The 15857-nt window shown below is 65.2% G+C and carries 13 protein-coding genes; 1 reads left to right on the forward strand and 12 read right to left on the reverse strand.

Annotation, left to right across the window (positions count from 1 at the left end):
- Positions 1-69 precede the first annotated feature (69 nt).
- Positions 70-681 (forward strand): 1-acyl-sn-glycerol-3-phosphate acyltransferase, encoded by a 612-nt coding sequence (locus O3300_RS06990; protein WP_305052542.1) that lies wholly within the window; start codon positions 70-72, stop codon positions 679-681.
- Here O3300_RS06990 and O3300_RS06995 read toward each other — a convergent pair.
- The 12 genes from O3300_RS06995 to tssK form a co-directional block, all read right to left on the reverse strand.
- The gene (locus O3300_RS06995; protein WP_289914223.1) at positions 678-1238 is read right to left on the reverse strand and encodes a HupE/UreJ family protein; all 561 of its coding nucleotides are present in this window, start codon (positions 1236-1238) and stop codon (positions 678-680) included. The two genes, O3300_RS06990 and O3300_RS06995, sit on opposite strands and share 4 nt — an antisense overlap.
- Complete coding sequence (gene ureG, locus O3300_RS07000; protein WP_305052543.1) at positions 1235-1873, reverse strand: urease accessory protein UreG; 639 nt, start codon at positions 1871-1873, stop codon at positions 1235-1237. Before ureG ends, O3300_RS06995 begins: the two co-directional genes overlap by 4 nt.
- A gap of 23 nt (positions 1874-1896) precedes the next feature.
- Positions 1897-2577, reverse strand: a complete 681-nt coding sequence (locus O3300_RS07005) for an urease accessory protein UreF (protein ID WP_305053136.1) — start codon at positions 2575-2577, stop codon at positions 1897-1899.
- Positions 2577-3092: an urease accessory protein UreE gene (gene ureE / locus O3300_RS07010; protein WP_305052544.1), complete on the reverse strand. Its 516-nt coding sequence runs from the start codon at positions 3090-3092 to the stop codon at positions 2577-2579. Before ureE ends, O3300_RS07005 begins: the two co-directional genes overlap by 1 nt.
- Positions 3093-3105: 13 nt before the next feature.
- Positions 3106-4806 (reverse strand): urease subunit alpha, encoded by a 1701-nt coding sequence (gene ureC, locus O3300_RS07015; protein WP_305052545.1) that lies wholly within the window; start codon positions 4804-4806, stop codon positions 3106-3108.
- 1 nt (position 4807) lies between these two features.
- Positions 4808-5137 carry an urease subunit beta gene (locus O3300_RS07020; protein ID WP_251348197.1) on the reverse strand — a complete coding sequence of 110 codons (330 nt, stop codon included), beginning with the start codon at positions 5135-5137 and terminating at the stop codon, positions 4808-4810.
- A gap of 93 nt (positions 5138-5230) precedes the next feature.
- Positions 5231-5533, reverse strand: a complete 303-nt coding sequence (locus O3300_RS07025) for an urease subunit gamma (RefSeq protein WP_034751936.1) — start codon at positions 5531-5533, stop codon at positions 5231-5233.
- A 25-nt stretch (positions 5534-5558) separates the two neighbouring features.
- Complete coding sequence (locus tag O3300_RS07030) at positions 5559-6425, reverse strand: urease accessory protein UreD (protein WP_305052546.1); 867 nt, start codon at positions 6423-6425, stop codon at positions 5559-5561.
- Between the two features lie 141 nt (positions 6426-6566).
- The gene (locus tag O3300_RS07035; protein ID WP_251348195.1) at positions 6567-8789 is read right to left on the reverse strand and encodes an EAL domain-containing protein; all 2223 of its coding nucleotides are present in this window, start codon (positions 8787-8789) and stop codon (positions 6567-6569) included.
- 175 nt (positions 8790-8964) lie between these two features.
- Positions 8965-11130 carry a HAMP domain-containing sensor histidine kinase gene (locus O3300_RS07040; RefSeq protein ID WP_289914218.1) on the reverse strand — a complete coding sequence of 722 codons (2166 nt, stop codon included), beginning with the start codon at positions 11128-11130 and terminating at the stop codon, positions 8965-8967.
- A complete protein-coding gene (locus O3300_RS07045) occupies positions 11127-14189 on the reverse strand; it encodes a PAS domain-containing hybrid sensor histidine kinase/response regulator (protein ID WP_305052547.1) in 3063 nt (1020 codons plus the stop codon). Before O3300_RS07045 ends, O3300_RS07040 begins: the two co-directional genes overlap by 4 nt.
- A 165-nt stretch (positions 14190-14354) precedes the next feature.
- On the reverse strand, positions 14355-15701 hold the full coding sequence (gene tssK, locus O3300_RS07050) for a type VI secretion system baseplate subunit TssK (RefSeq protein ID WP_305052548.1): 1347 nt from the start codon (positions 15699-15701) through the stop codon (positions 14355-14357).
- Positions 15702-15857 lie beyond the last annotated feature (156 nt).

Genomic DNA, 15857 nt, shown 5'->3' on the forward strand with positions numbered 1-15857 from the left:
AGAATTTTGCTTCAAGGAAAATGGCCACCAGCGCCATCCCATTAAGAACAGTGTCACTGAAGGGTATCAATGGACGATTTATTTGTACAAGCGGGCGACTTGCCGACCTGGCACCAGCGTTGCGCGCTGCGCGTGCTGCACCTGTTTGGCTGGCGCATGCGCTTCCGTCCCCTACCGGGGCCGCGCGGCATCGCCGTCGTCTACCCGCACACGTCCAACTGGGATTTCATGGTGGGCCTGTTTGGCAAATGGGCGCTGTCCTTGCCTTTCCGCTGGCTGGCCAAGGATTCCCTGTTCCGCGGCCCCATGGGCAAGGTGCTGCGCTACCTGGGCGGCGAACCCGTCGACCGCAGCACCACCAGCGGCACCATCGGCCGCCAGGCCGAACGCATGCTGGCCGCCGACTGGTACTGGCTGGCCATCACGCCGGAAGCGACGCGCAGCTACCGTCCGAACTGGAAAAGCGGCTTTTATCACCTGGCCGTGGCGGCCAAGGTACCCTTGCTGCTGGTGTACATCGACTATCCGAACAAGGTGCTGGGCGTCGTCGACCATTTATATTTGACGGGCGACAAGGATGCCGACATGGCCGCCATTGCCGCCGTATATGCGGGCCACCAGGGCTTGCATCCGGAAAAGGCGGCGCCCATCGTGCTGTCGGAGCGCCGTCCCGGTTCTTAATTCAGTCCCATCAACACCACACCGGCGGCCGTCAAGGCCACGCCGGCCACGCGCAGCATGCGCTCGGCCAATACCTGGCCCAGGAAACGTCCCGTACCCAGCAAGACAGCCGAGGCCAGCATGAAGCCGCACGCGGCCGAGGCGGCCGGCAATTCCTGGCCATGCGCATTGCCATGCGCCAAGGCAAACACGCCCACCAGGCCCATGCCGAGCCAGTTCGGCAAGGCCAGCGCCAGCGCGATGGCCAGCCCCACCAGCGCCACCGTGGCGGCGATGCCCGTTTCCAGCCCCGGCACCGTCAATCCCACCATGCCGGCCAGCGCGCCCAGCAGCATCATGCCGAGAAAAGTGGCGGGCTGGGCCAGGCCGCCGCGCTGCTGGCCGCCCCAGATACCCACGCCCAGCATGGCCAGCAAATGGTCGATGCCCGTGAACGGATGGGCGAAACCGGCCAGGAAGCCGGCGTTCTCGCCATGACCGGGATGGGCCATGGCGGGCAAGGCCAGCAGGCACAGCGCCGCCACGGCGGCCGTTTTCTTCATCAGTCTTGCGCTCATTGCAGCTCCTTGCCTGGTTGATCGAGCAAACCTTGCTCGCGGATAAAGTCGATAACGACCTGCACTCCGTCGCCGCTGCGCAGGTTGGTGAACACGAAGGGACGTTCGCCGCGCATGCGCCTGGCGTCCTGCGCCATGATGTCCAGGTTGGCGCCCACGTAGGGCGCCAGATCCGTCTTGTTGATGATCAACAAATCGGAACGCGTGATGCCGGGCCCGCCCTTGCGCGGGATCTTTTCGCCGCCAGCCACGTCGATCACGTAAATCGTCAAGTCCGACAATTCCGGGCTGAAGGTGGCGGCCAGGTTATCGCCGCCCGATTCGACCAGGATCAAGTCGAGATTCGGAAAGTCTGCTTGCATGCGCGCGATGGCTTCCAGGTTGATCGACGCATCTTCGCGGATGGCCGTGTGCGGGCAGCCGCCCGTTTCCACGCCCATCAGGCGCTCGGCCGGCAAGGCATCGGCGCGCAGCAGGATTTCCATGTCTTCCTTGGTATAGATGTCGTTCGTGATGACGGCCATGTCGTAGCGTTCGCGCATGCCCTTGCACAGCATTTCGCACAGGGCCGTCTTGCCCGAGCCGACGGGGCCGCCGATGCCGACGCACAGGGGGTTTGAGGTAATCGATGTCATGTTGTAGTCTCTCGTGGTAGTGTTCAGGAGCGGTACAGCCGGCTGTACTGCACTTCATGCCGCATCGACAGCAGCGACAGGCCGGGCGCCCAGTTGCCCATCTCGTCGTCTTGCAAGGTTTGCGCCGTCAGGGCCGCCGCTTCCAGGTCGGGCCGCAGCGACAGCAGCAATCGCTGGCCCGCCACCTGCCCCAGCGGCACGGATTTCACGCAGACAAGCACCTGGTTTTCCGCCCACGCGAACAGCATGGCCAGCAACGCTTCTTCGCGCGGAATGGCCAGCGCCGCCACGGCGCACGCATACGCGGTGGGCAGGGCCACCTCCGGCTGGCCCTGCAGCATGTCGATCAGCACGCCGTCGGCCACGCCCAGCTCGGCCAGCAATTTGGTCAGCGAATAGCCCATCTGGATGGTTTCGGCGCGAAATTCCGCCGTGTCGCGCGAAGCGATGAAACGCTCGCTCCAGCGCTGCACGGCGTGCAGATCCTGCGCTTCGAAGGCTTGCATCAAGCGCCAGCACAGGGGCGCCTCCCAGCGCGCCACCACCTGCGCCAGATGCTGGGCGATCCATTCGCGCGCCGTGGCCGCATCCGTCACCAGGTTTGACTCCAGCGCCGCTTCCAGCCCCTGCGAATAGCTGTAGGCGCCGATCGGCAAGGCCGGGCTGGCGAACTGCAGCAAATGCAGCAGGGCCGACGCCTGCATCATGCAGTGTCACCGGGGCGGTGGATCTTCTGCCGCAGCGGCACGGGCGCCAGCAAGTGCTGGCCGTGACCATCGTGGTGGCCATGGCCGCCGCCATACGCGCCCGCCTCGGGCTCGAACGGCGCGCTTTCTTCCGTCACAGTCGCCTGTAAACCTTCCAGCATCTCCTTGAGCACCACGTCCTTGCGGATGCGCAAAAAGCCGTCGCCCACCTGCGCCTGCGTGTGGCGGTTCCCCAGGTGGAAGGCGCAGCGCAGCAAGGTATGCGCATCCGCACACTGCACCAGATAGGTCGGTTCGCGCGCGGCGACGATCTGCACCACCGTTCCTTCCGGCCCCGTCATGCGCTCACCGTCGCGCAGCACCGTGCCGCGCACGGTGAACACGGCGACATCCTCGCCATTCGACAGCACGGCGCGCAGCCGGCATTTTTCGCGCTGGTCGTAGGGCAGCACCAGTTGGGCGACGGCGGCGCGATGATCGTCTGCCGTCAGTTTGGTATGCAAAGTGAGCATGCTTGTCTCCCGCTTAAAATAGAAAATAACGCTGCGCCATGGGCAATACGGATGCCGCCTCGCACACGAGCAGCTGGCCGTCGGCGCGCACGGCGTAGGTTTCCGGGTCCACTTCCATGTGCGGCGTGGCGCTGTTGTGGACCATGTCGTGCTTGCGCAAGCCGCGCATGTTCTTCACGGCGATGACGGATTTATTGAGTTTGAGCTGGTGGCCGATATCGAGCTCGTAGGCCGCCTGCGAGACAAACGTAAACGACTTTTTCAGGCCGCCGCCGAAGGCGCCGAACATCATGCGATAGTGCACGGGCTGCGGCGTGGGAATCGAGGCGTTCGGGTCGCCCATCTGCGCGGCGGCGATCATGCCGCCTTTTAAAATCATCGACGGCTTGACGCCGAAGAAAGCCGGTTTCCACAGCACGATGTCGGCGATCTTGCCCGCCTCGATGGAACCCACCACGTGCGAGATCCCATGCGTGATGGCCGGGTTGATCGTGTACTTGGCGATGTAGCGCTTGGCGCGGAAATTGTCGCTGCGCGCCGTGTCGGGCGCCAGCGCGCCCCGCTGCACCTTCATCTTGTGCGCCGTCTGCCAGGTGCGCATGATCACTTCGCCGACCCGCCCCATCGCCTGCGAGTCGGACGACATCATCGAGATGGCGCCGATATCGTGCAGGATGTCTTCCGCGGCGATGGTTTCGCGGCGGATGCGCGACTCGGCGAACGCCACGTCTTCGGCGATGGCCGGGTCCAGGTGGTGGCACACCATCAGCATGTCCAGGTGCTCGTCGAGCGTGTTGACGGTGAATGGGCGCGTGGGGTTGGTCGACGAGGGCAGCACGTTGGCTTGCCCGACGGCGGCGATGATGTCGGGCGCATGGCCGCCGCCCGCCCCTTCCGTGTGAAACGTGTGGATGGTGCGGTCCTTGAAGGCCGCCAAGGTGTGTTCCAGGAAGCCGCCCTCGTTGAGGGTATCGCTGTGCAGCGCCACCTGGATATCCATGCGGTCGGCCACCGACAGGCAATTGTCGATGGCGGCCGGCGTGCTGCCCCAGTCTTCGTGCAGTTTCAGGCCGATGGCGCCCGCGCGCACCTGCTCTTCCAGGGGCAGCGGCAGGCTGACGTTCCCTTTTCCCATGAAGCCCAGGTTCATCGGGAAGGCGTCGGCGGCCGCCAGCATGGCGTGCAAATGCCACGGCCCCGGCGTGCAGGTGGTGGCGGCCGTGCCCACGGCCGGCCCCGTGCCGCCGCCCAGCATGGTAGTCACGCCGCTCATCAGCGCTTCCTCGATCTGTTGCGGGCAGATGAAGTGGATGTGCGTGTCGACGCCGCCGGCCGTGACGATCATGCCTTCGCCGGCGATGATCTCGGTGGCGCCGCCGATGGCCAAGGTCACGCCCGGCTGGATGTCGGGGTTGCCCGCCTTGCCGATGCCGAAAATCAGGCCGTTTTTCAGGCCGATGTCCGCTTTCACGATGCCCCAATGGTCGAGGATGACGGCATTCGTGATGACGGTATCCATTACCTCGGCCGCGCAGCGCTGCGACTGGCCCATGCCGTCGCGGATCACCTTGCCGCCGCCGAATTTCACCTCTTCGCCGTAGATCGCGTAGTCATGCTCGATCTCGATGAACAGTTCCGTGTCGGCCAGGCGGATGCGGTCGCCCTTGGTGGGGCCGAACATTTCGGCGTATGCGCTGCGGGGAATGCTGGCCATCTCAATCCTTTCCCGGTGGAGTGTCTTGCAGTTCACCCATCACTGCCCCATTGAAGCCGTAGACCTTGCGCTCGCCCGCCAGCGCCACCAGTTCCACCGTGCGCTGCTGGCCCGGTTCGAAGCGCACGGCCGTGCCAGCCGTGATATTGAGGCGCATGCCGTAGGCGCGCCAGCGCTCGAAAGCCAGCGCCGGGTTGACTTCGAAAAAGTGGAAATGCGAGCCCACCTGGATCGGCCGGTCGCCCCGGTTGGCCACCACCACGGTAGCCGTGGCGCGGCCCGCATTCAGGCTGATTTCGCCTTCTTCCAATTTGTATTCGCCTGGGGTCATGAGGGGCTCCTTCAAAGATCGCGTTATGCTTGCCGGCCGGTCGCCGGCGCAAAAACAGCCACGGCGCGGGTGGCGCCCTGGCCGCTCGAAAAACTACGGTATCGGGTGGTGCACAGTCACCAGCTTGCTGCCGTCGGGGAAAGTCGCTTCCACCTGGATATCGGGGATCATCTCGGCGATGCCGTCCATGACGTCGGCGCGCGACAGAATTTTTGTACCGTCCGACATCAGCTGCGCCACCGACTTGCCATCACGCGCGCCTTCCATGATGGCGGCGCTGATCAGGGCCACCGCTTCCGGATAATTGAGCTTCAAGCCGCGCGCCAGGCGCCGTTCGGCCAGCAGCGCGGCCGTAAAAATGAGCAGCTTGTCTTTTTCGCGGGGAGTCAGGTCCATGGTTTTCCTTGCGCTTCTTTCCTGATTAAGTGTTCCAGATGCGGGGCACGACGGCGTCGCGTCCCAGCATGGCGGGACGCAGCAGCTGCCAGGCGGCCAGCATGATGCGGCGCGCCGCCTCGCTGTCGCCGCACAGCAGGCGCACCACCACCAGCGCTTTCATGTGCGTGGCGCCAAACGCGGCGCCGGCCGGCACGGCGATCTCGCGCACGGCCGCCAGCACGGCGGGAGAAACGGGCATGCCGACGGCGATCAGGGTGGCGCACACCGTGTGGCCCCCCAGTCCCAGCGGGCTGACCATCAGGGCGCCGCCGGCGGCCAGCACGCCCTGCTCCCACCACAGCAGCTTGCCGCCGCGGCGTATCTGCACCTGCTGGCTGATGCTGCCCGTGTTGAACATTTCGCCCGAGGCGCTGCGGCCCAGGCAGACGATGTCGCAGCCGATGTAGCCGGCGTCCGGCGCCAGTTCCACCTCGTGGCGCAGGCGCACGCAAGCCTGGTCAAAGAAGATGCTTTCCTGCGGCAGCCACTCGATGGCGGCGCCGCTGCCGGCGCGCAGCACGAGGTGCTGGCCCGAGACATGGCCGTTCGCGCGGTACCACTTGGCGGCGCCCGGCGACGTGAGCAAGGCGTGCGCGCCCTCGCCCACCGTGGCGTCGACGGCCAGCTGGTCGCCGCCCACCACGCCGCCGGGCGGATGGATGACGATGGCGTGGCAGACGGCATCGCCTTCCGGATACAGGGGCTTTTGCACGCGCAGGGGGCCCCTGTGCGTGCGCTCTACGAGACGGCTGACGCCATCGTGCAGCGCAAAGCCCAGGCGCAAATGCGCCTGCCAGGCGCTGTGCGCGCTGGCGGCAGAAGGCGTTGCGAAATGTGGGCTGTCTGGCATGCACTGCAATCGTGTAAATAACGATTTACAAAGCAGGATGCATGCCAGCGTCAGAGGGAAGAAACGTGAGAATCATGCACCGCATTGCGGCGCCCGCACCATATCAGTGCAATTACAGTACAGGCGCGGCGCGGGGTGTGCTTATGCCGACACGGCTGCCGGCGCCACCGTCAGCACGCGCCGTTCGCGCAGCAAGGCCGTGAAGGCTTCCGCGGCCAGGGGGCGGCTGAAATAATAGCCCTGCATTTCGTCGCAGCCGTGTTCCGTCAAAAAATCCACCTGCTCGCGCGTTTCCACGCCTTCGGCGATGACGCGCATGTCCAGGTTGTGCGCCAGCGAGATGACGGAACGGGCGATGGCCGCATCGCTGCTGCTGGTGGTGACGTCGTCGACGAACGATTTGTCGATCTTCAGCACGTCGATGGGGAAGCGTTTCAGGTAGCCGAGGCTGGAATAGCCGGTGCCGAAGTCGTCGAGCGAAATGCCCACGCCGATATCCTTCAGGCGCGTCAGGGCCGCCACCGCCTTGTCCGGGTCGCCCATCACCGTGCTTTCCGTGATTTCGATGCCCAGGCAGGCGGGCGCGATGGCGTATTTGCGCAAGGCCGCCTCGACGAACGGCACCGTGCGGTCTTGCGCGAACTGCTTGCCGGACAGGTTGACGGCCACCTTGATGCTGCCCAGGCCCGCGTCGTGCCAGGCGCGGATTTGCGCACAGACGCTTTCGAGCACCCATTCGCCGATGGCCGTGATCGAGCCATATTCCTCGGCCAGCGCGATGAACAGGCCGGGCGGCACCTTGCCCAGCACCGGGTTATCCCAGCGCAGCAAGGCTTCCGCGCCCAGCAAGGCGCCCGTGCGCAAGCACATCTGCGGCTGGTAGTGCACTTCGAATTCATCGCGGCCGATGGCGCCGCGCAGCTGCTGCTGCATCGCCAGGCGGGCGCGGATGTCGCTGCCCATGCGCTCCGTGAAGAAGGCGTAATGGTCGCGCCCCATTTCCTTGGCGCGCACGAGGGCCGTGTCGGCGTGGCGCAGCACGTCGTCGAGGCTGTCGCCGTCGGCCGGGCACATGGCGATGCCGATGCTGGTCGTCAGCGCCAGGCGCTCGCCATCGACGCTGAGTTCCTCGCGCAAGCCGGCCAGGATGGTTTGCGCCAGCGCAAGCGTGCGCCCCAGCAGGGCATCGTCCTGCAGCAGGATCTGGAATTCGTCGCCGCCCTGGCGTACCACCGTGTCGCCTTCGCGCACGCAGCCGGACAGGAAACGCGCCACCACTTGCAGCGCCTTGTCGCCCACGGCCTGGCCGTGCGAATCGTTGATGTTCTTGAAGCGGTCCAGATCCAGGCACATCAGCACCACCTGCTGGCTGTCGCGCAGGGCGTTCGCGCGCGCCTGTTCGAAGCGCTCGCGCAGCAGCACGCGGTTCGGCAAGCCCGTCAACGCGTCGTGGTAGGAGAGGAAATCGATCAGATGCTGCTCGGCCTTGCGCTCGCTGATGTCGAGGAAGACGCCGATGTAGTTGACGACGGCGCCGTCGGGGCCGTGCACGGTGGAGACGCTGAGCAGGCAGGGATAGGTGTCGCCGCTCCTGCGCCGCGTCTGCACCTCGCCCGACCAGCAGCCGCTGCTGCGCAAGCCCTGGCGCAGGGCCAGCAGCACGGCCTCGCCCGTGTATTCGGCGTGCAGGCGCAAAATGTCCGTGCCCACCACTTCCTGCGCCGCGTAGCCGGTGATGCGCGTAAAGGCGGGATTGGCCGTGACGATGACGCCGGCCGGATCGGTGATCAGGATGGCGTCCTGCGTCGCTTCGAAGACCTGGCCCGACAGGCGCAGCAATTCTTCATTGGCGCGGCGGATCTGCACTTCGCGCGCCAAGGTGCTGGCCACCTGCTCCAGTTCGGCCGTGCGTTCGGCCACGCGCCGTTCCAGGTTGGCGCGCTCCTGCGCCAGCTGCAGCTGCGCCCGCGCCAGGCGCACGTGGGCGTCCGTGCGGGCCAGGATTTCCTCGGCCTGGAAGGGTTTGGCGATGAAATCGACGGCACCCAGCGCGAAGCCGCGCACCTTGTCGTCCGTGTCGTACTGGGCCGACAGGAAGATCACCGGCACCTGGCGCAGGGACGGTATCTCCTTCAGGCGGCGGCACACTTCAAAGCCGTCGAGGCCGGGCATGCGCACGTCGAGCAGGATCAGCTCGGGCGGGCGCGCCTGGGCCGTCCACAGGGCCAGTTCGCCGTTCGGCGCCTGGCGCACCGCATAGCCGGCGCCGCCCAGCAAATCGCTCAACAGCTTCAGCGAAGCCGGCGTATCTTCAACGATCAGTACTTCGCCCTTCGAATTCACTTCCGAAAAATCGCGGTGCATGTAGCAGTTCTCTCAGCTTTGGATGAGGCGCGGCGGTCCGTTGCCGCGCTGGACAAGACATTTCTTTGCGATGAACTACGTACTATCATCATAATCTTTATTGCAATTTAGCACCATCCATCGGCGGCACTTAGTCCGTCTTTTCAGCGAATCCGATGTTGTCAGCCCACACTTTTCAAGCGTGCGCCAGCGCGCCCTCATTCTCCAGCAAGTCGCACAGCTGACGGTATTGATGCTGGTCAAGCATCGCCTGCAGCGGCGCCAGCACGGGCGCGGCCGCCGGCGGCAAGGCGCCCAGCAACAGGGCCACCCTGGCCAGGTTCAATTCGCGCAGCGCCACCAGCAAGGCGGCGCGCTCTTCCCCTGCCAGCAGCAGCAAGTCTTGCGCCCGCAATGCAGGCGGCGCCTCGGGCGCCGGCGCCACGGGCAACGGCACGGGCGCCGCCACGGGTGCCTCGGCCGCCTGCGCGGGTATGCTGAAACGGAAGGTGGCGCCCTGCCCCGGCATGGATTCCACCGTCAGTTCGCCTTTCATCAATTGCACGAATTCGCGCGAGATGGCCAGGCCCAGGCCCGTGCCATCCTTCGGTCCCGCGCTGTCGGCCTGCACGAAAGGCTCGAAGATGCGCTGCTGGTCTTCCGGGGCGATGCCGATGCCCGTGTCGCTGACGGCGAACGACAGGCGCCACGTGGCGTCATCGCGCCGCTCGCCGCGCACGCGCAAGGCGACCTCGCCGCCGCCGGCAAACTTGACGGCGTTCGACATCAGGTTCAGCAGCACCTGGCGCAAACGCGTCGCGTCAAGCAGCACGGCCGCCGGCACATCGGCGCAATCGAGGCGCAAGGCCAGCCCCTGCTGCTCGGCGCGCATGCCCAGCATGTCCATCACTTCCTGCAGCAGGGGCGCCAGCGCCACCACGGCCGTCTGCGCGTGCAGGCGCCCCGCCTCGCCCTTCGACAGTTCGAGGATTTCATTGATCAACGTCAATAAATGATTGCCGGAGCGGTGGATGATGGCCAGGTTGCGCTTTTCATCGTCCTGCATGTTCGGCGAGGCGGCCATCAGGCGCGAAAAGCCGATCACGGAATTCAAGGGCGTGCGCAGTTCGTGGCTCATGTTCGCCAGGAAGGTGCTCTTGGCGCGGTTCGCCGCCTGCGCCTGGCTGACGGCCACCGACAGGGCGCTCGTGCGCTCGGCCACCAGTTCTTCCAGGTGATGGCGGTGGCGCAGCAGTTCCAGTTCGGCCTCGCGGTGCGCCGTGATGTCGTAGTTCGAACCCACCAGGCGCATGGGCCGCCCCTGCCCGTCGCGGAAGATCACGGCATCGGCCTTGATGTAGCGGATGGCGCCATCGGGCCACAGGATGCGGTACTCGTGCGTGAAGGCCTGGCCGGCGCTCAGCGCGGCGCGCAGGGCCTCCTTGGCCGCCGGCACGTCGTCCGGCATCAGCGCCGCGCGCCAGATCGCCGCCGGCGCCATCGCGCTGTCCGCATCGGCCTTGAACTGCGCATACATCTGCTCGTCCCACTGCAAGGCATCGTTGATGACGTTCCAGTCCCAGATGCCGATGCTGGCCGCGCCGGTGGCCATCTGCACGCGCTCCTCGCTGCGCTGCAAGGCGCGGTAGCGGCTGTCGAGCAGCGCCACCATGTCGCGGATGGAACGGTACAGCGTGCGCAGCTCGCCCAGGAACCACGCTTTCGGCGGCGTGCCGGCCGCTTCGCTCTGCCCTGCCTGGACGCCGGCCGCATACTGGCCGATCGCCTTCAGGGGCTTGAGCATCAGACACCACATGAGCAGCCAGATGCTGGCCACCAGGATCACGTCGAGCGCCACGATCATGGCGCCGATGCCCAGCGCGCGTTGCCGCAGCTGCGCGTGCAGCAGGGCCGGCGTCGCATACACGGCCACGTTGCCGATGACTTGCCCGCCCATCGTCACGGGGCGCCGCTGCACCAGCCAGCCGGGTTCCGCGGACAGCGAGGAAAAACTGCCGATGGCGCCGGTCGCGGTGCGGCGCAGCACCAGCGCTTCCTTGCCGATGCCCGGCGTCAGGGAGCTGGCCACCAGATCGCGCTTGCCCAGCGTGCTGCGCATGATGGCCTGCATCTGCTTTTCATCGAGATTCCACAAGGGCAGTTCGATGGCCACGGCCAGCTGGTCGGCGCTCAGGGCCAGGCTGCGGTGCAGCTGCTGCCAGCGCTGCTCGCGTTCGGACTGGTAAAACAGCACGGCAAACACCAGCAGCAGCGCGGTGACGACAAAGGTCAGCGCCACGCTGACGGCCAGCACGATGGAGACGCCGCCCAGGCGCGCGCCCTTGGATGCGTGAACCGTCATGCGTCTTCGCCCTGCGGTTCGCTGGCCAGCTGCGCCAGCAAGGCGCACAGCGGCTGGTACTGGTGCTGTTCCAGCATGGCGGCGATGTGCGCGGCCAGCTGCGGCAGGCTGGTCGCCACGCCGGCCAGCACGATGGCGCTGCGCCGCAAATCGAGGGCCCGCACGGATTCGAGCAGCGCCTGCCGTTCGGCCGCGCCCAATTGGCCCAGCGCCTGCTGCAGGTCGAAGGCGGCCGCCGGCACGCGCGGCGGCGCGGCGGCGGTGCGCTGGAAGCGCACGCCCAGTTGCTGCTCCAGCATGGCGAACAGGTGTTCCTGTTCAATCGGCTTGCGCAGGAAGCCGTCGGCGCCGGCGGCCAGCGCCTCCTGCTTTTCTTCCTCGAAGGCGGAGGCGGTCATGATCACCAGGCGCGGCTGCACCAGCGCCGGTTGCGCGCGCAGCCAGCGCGTCAGCGTCAGGCCGTCCATGTCCGGCATGCGCCAGTCGCTGAGCACGATGTCGTAGCGCTGCGCCGCCAGCATGGCTTGCGCCTGCACGCCGCCGGCCGCCTCCTGCAGCTGGAAGCCCAGCGGCGCCAGCAAGCCGGCCAGCAGCTTGCGGCAGTTGTCGTCATCGTCGACCAGCAGCACCGTGCGCCCGCGCTGGCCCGCCGGCAGGCGCGCCACGCGGCCCGGCGCCAGCGGTGCGGCGGCAGGGCACTGCACGCAGGGGGCGCGCAAGTCGAAGTGGAACACGGAGCCGGCCCCCAAGGTCGACTCGACGCGCAGCTCGCCGCCCATCAGGCGCACGAATTCGCGCGAAATGGTCAGCCCCAGTCCCGTGCCGGCCTGCGCCACGGCGCTGTCGGCCTGCACGAACGGTTCGAAGATGCGTTCCAGGTCCTCTTGCGCGATGCCGCTGCCCGTATCGCGCACGGCAAACGCCAGCGCCACTTGCCCATCCTTGTCTGCCTGGCAGGCCAGCGACAGGGTCACGCTGCCCTGCTCGATGAACTTGAGCGCATTCGACAGCAAATTGAGCAGCACCTGGCGCAGCTTGGCGCCGTCGAGGCGCACCAGCGGCGGCACGCCGGAACGCTCCAGCCGAAGCGCGATGCCCTGGTCGCCGGAGCGCATGCGCACCATCTCGAGTACCTCGTCGAGCAAGCCGTTCAAGTCCACGGGCCCCGCTTGCAGCTGCATGCGGCCCGCCTCGATCTTCGACAATTCCAGGATATCGTTGATCAAGGTCAGCAAATGATGGCCGGCGCGGTTGATGATGGCCAGGTTATGCTTTTCTTCCTCGAACATGCTGCTCGAATCGGCCATCATCTGCGAAAAGCCGATCACGGAATTCAAGGGCGTGCGCAATTCGTGGCTCATGTTGGCCAGGAAGACGCTTTTCGCGCGGTTCGCCGATTCGGCCTCGGTGACTGCCACCGACAGGGCCGCCGTGCGCTGCTGCACCAGCTCTTCCAGATGGTCGCGGTAGCCGAGCAGTTCCTGCTCGCTGTGCTTGCGCTCGGAAATGTCGACGATGCCGCTGCGCACCAGGCGCCGCCCTTCCATCGGCAAGCGCACCAGCCGCACTTCGCAGGGAAAGATGCTGCCGTCGGCGCGCCGCACATTGCGCTCGACCAGGATGGGTTCGCCCAGCATGGCGCGGCGCAGATGCTCTTCCATCATCAGTCCCAGCGGCAGGCCATCGGGCTGCTCGCCCGTGTACAGGTCGAACGGCCCGCGCGCCAGCAGCGCTTCGCGCGACATCCCCAGCATGCGCTGCGCGCTGCTGTTGGCGTCGATGAAGCGGTCCAGGTCCAGGTCATACACGACGATGGCTTCGGGCGCATGCTCGACGAGGATGCGGAAGCGCTGCTCGCTTTCGCGCGCATCGCTCTCGGCGCGGCGCAGGCGGCGGCGCTGCAGCAGCAAGGCGCTCAGCATGCACGCCATGGCGAGAAACACGGCGCCGGCCGACAGCACGGCGACGCGGTGCTCGTGCCACAGCTGCGGCGGACGGTTGAAGAACAGGGTGTGCGGCGGCAGCCGGCTGATATCCGCATCCCAGCGCTGCAGCTGTTCCCAGTCATACATGGGCACCGGGTGCGCCGGCGGCAGCAAGGCGCCCGGCGCGGCAGGCGCCTTGCCGGCCAACACGGCCAGCGACATCTGCGCCACCTGCTGCGCGGCCCGCTCGATGTGCAGGATGGAGCCGCCCAGGATGCCCTTGCCGACCGTCGCGTTATACATGCCAAAGGCGGGCACATTGGCCAGCCGCGCCAGCTGGGCGGCAAACTGCACCGGCGTGGCGATATTGCCGTCCACGTCGCGGTTGACATTGCCCGCCACCAGCAGCGTATCGGCGGGCAAGCGCGCCACGGCCGCGCGCATCTGTTCCAGGGTCAGGTCATCGAGGTAGCGCATGGTCACCTTGCCCTGCCACGCCTGCGCCGCCTGCTGCATGTTGCGCTTCAGGGCCTGGTCGGCCTCGCTGGCGCCGACGGCCATGACGATGGTTTTGGTCTCCGGGAACAGCGCCATGGCTTGCGCCAGCGTGCCGGCAAAATCGACGTTCGCCTTTTGCTGCCAGATGGAAGACGGACTGCCGGCCGGCAAGGCCTTGCCCGAGGTATTGATCGCCAGCACGGGCACGCCGCGCGCCAGCGGCGCCAGGTCCGACAGCAACAAATCGAGCGCCGGCTGCTGCATGGCGATGATCAGGTCGGCCTTGCGGCCCATCATCTTGGTGTATCTTAAAAGCAACAAATCACGCATCTCATTGCGCAGCGCCGGGTCGCCCTGGGTATTCAGGTTCAGGTGCTCGACCATGATGTCTTCGCTGGCCAGGCCCGCGGCGGCCATGGCGGCCACATAGGTGCGCGTGTACGATTCCACGCCGGCACGGCCGTAATCGTAAGCGTTGAGAAACAGCACGCGCTGCCCCTGGTGCGGCGCCGCCAAGTCCGGCGTCGCGGCCGGCACGGCGGCCGGGGCCGCGGCAACACAGCATACCAGCAGCAATGCGCAGCCACAGCGGCGCACCGCTGCCCTGCCCAGCCCGCCGCCAGGCACCTCACGCATCCTTCGCCATGCCCATGCTCACCCCCGCCTGTCACCATGTTTCAACTATGCGCTGACTGCTCAGCCACCGACACTTACAAAAACATGATAACGTCAACTGCAGGGGCAAGTCTATTCCTTAGGGCAATCTTTTGACAATACACCCTCGCGTAACGCCAGCCATCGTTACGCGGCGGTGCCGCTGATACCGAACAATTCCAGCTTTAACCCTTTTATGCCAGACGGCACATAAATCGCAATCGCCTGGGCCTTGATCATGCTGTCATAAATACTGCCCTTGTTATCGATCGAAAAGTAATACGTATTGGGCCGTATTGGCACCTCGGCAGGAACCTGGGCCATATGGCGCAACTCGGCACCCGGAAGGGCACGGCCGAGTAATAGTTCGATATTGTCCGGAGATGAAATCTTGAACTGCAACGGCACCGTGGCGACCAATTCCAGCGCCGGCATATCGGCGTTTACCGCAAGATAAAGTTCGGTCTGGCGGTCAATCCGCTTGGCATCGAGCAAGCCGTGATAGTGGGTATTTTGTTGCGTGTCATTGGACAGCGCAATCGGGAAGTAACGCGACAGGAGCACAGTATCGATCAGGTCGCGAATGATGCCATCGAGCTTGCCGAAACCGGGAGCGGCGTCATCGTGACAATAGGCCGGCAAGTCGCCCAGTGTGTATTTTTTCGAAAACGTCATCAAGCCACCGGCCAACGCCATCAATTTCTCAAACAGATACACGGGATGGTGGCGTCGGTAACTGGCGCAATGACTGAGCGTGGCGCTGGCCGTGCTCAAGGTATTGAGCATCCAGAACGAGGAAACATCCCCGCCATGAAATTCAACCGTATTTTTTCCGGGCTGACGGTGACGGCTGTACAGCGCCTCGATTTTCGCGCCCATGCGGTCGATCAGTGACTCGAGCATTTTCTGCAGCGAAGACTCGGCGCTGATGGTCAGGCCGGGTGGAATGAAGGAAGTATCGACTTCAAAGCCGCCGTTGCCAGCGCGGTACAAGCGGATCACCGGGATGGCAAGGTAATCATGCAGGGGGTCCAGTTGCGATAGCAGGTACACACGTTTCTTCAGGTAAGCCACGTCTATGCTGACTGCCTCGCTGAACAGATCCGGGGTTTCGATATCCACCTGGACATAGCGCGCACCCGCAGAATGCAAATTGCCGCCATGTGCCTGCAATACGGGCAGCGCGGCATAAAACGTAAAACTATGTTCGCTGGAAGGTAGCTTGGACAGGTCAACCGCACTGGGCAATACATCGCCAAGCGGTGCTTCAAAGACTTCTCCATCCTGAAAGACGAGCGACATGGCATCCGCCCGCAGGCTATTGTTGGCAAGTGCGTCCGCATTCCAGCAGACGCCATGCACACCCCACAAATGTGGATTAATCAATGAAACCAGACGCTGCAGGCGCGCTTCATGGTAGCGGTCCAGCTGCTGGAATTGCTGGGGACCGATAGCCAGCCCTTCGGACCAAAGTAATTTGGATGGCAAAGTCATTGCGTTCTCCATGTTGACCATTGGAATCCTGCTACCTTGCCAGTCTGATGTTGCCAGCCTGGAAGTTATTGATGTTGCGCAGCAACCCTGTTCAATTATTTGCGCAAACGCAATTTACCTTTGAGCAAACGCTCGGATACTGGCCATTCCGCCGCA

The organism is Janthinobacterium sp. SUN206, from assembly GCF_030587305.1.
In the GTDB taxonomy this organism is placed as follows: Bacteria; Pseudomonadota; Gammaproteobacteria; order Burkholderiales; family Burkholderiaceae_D; genus Janthinobacterium; species Janthinobacterium kumbetense.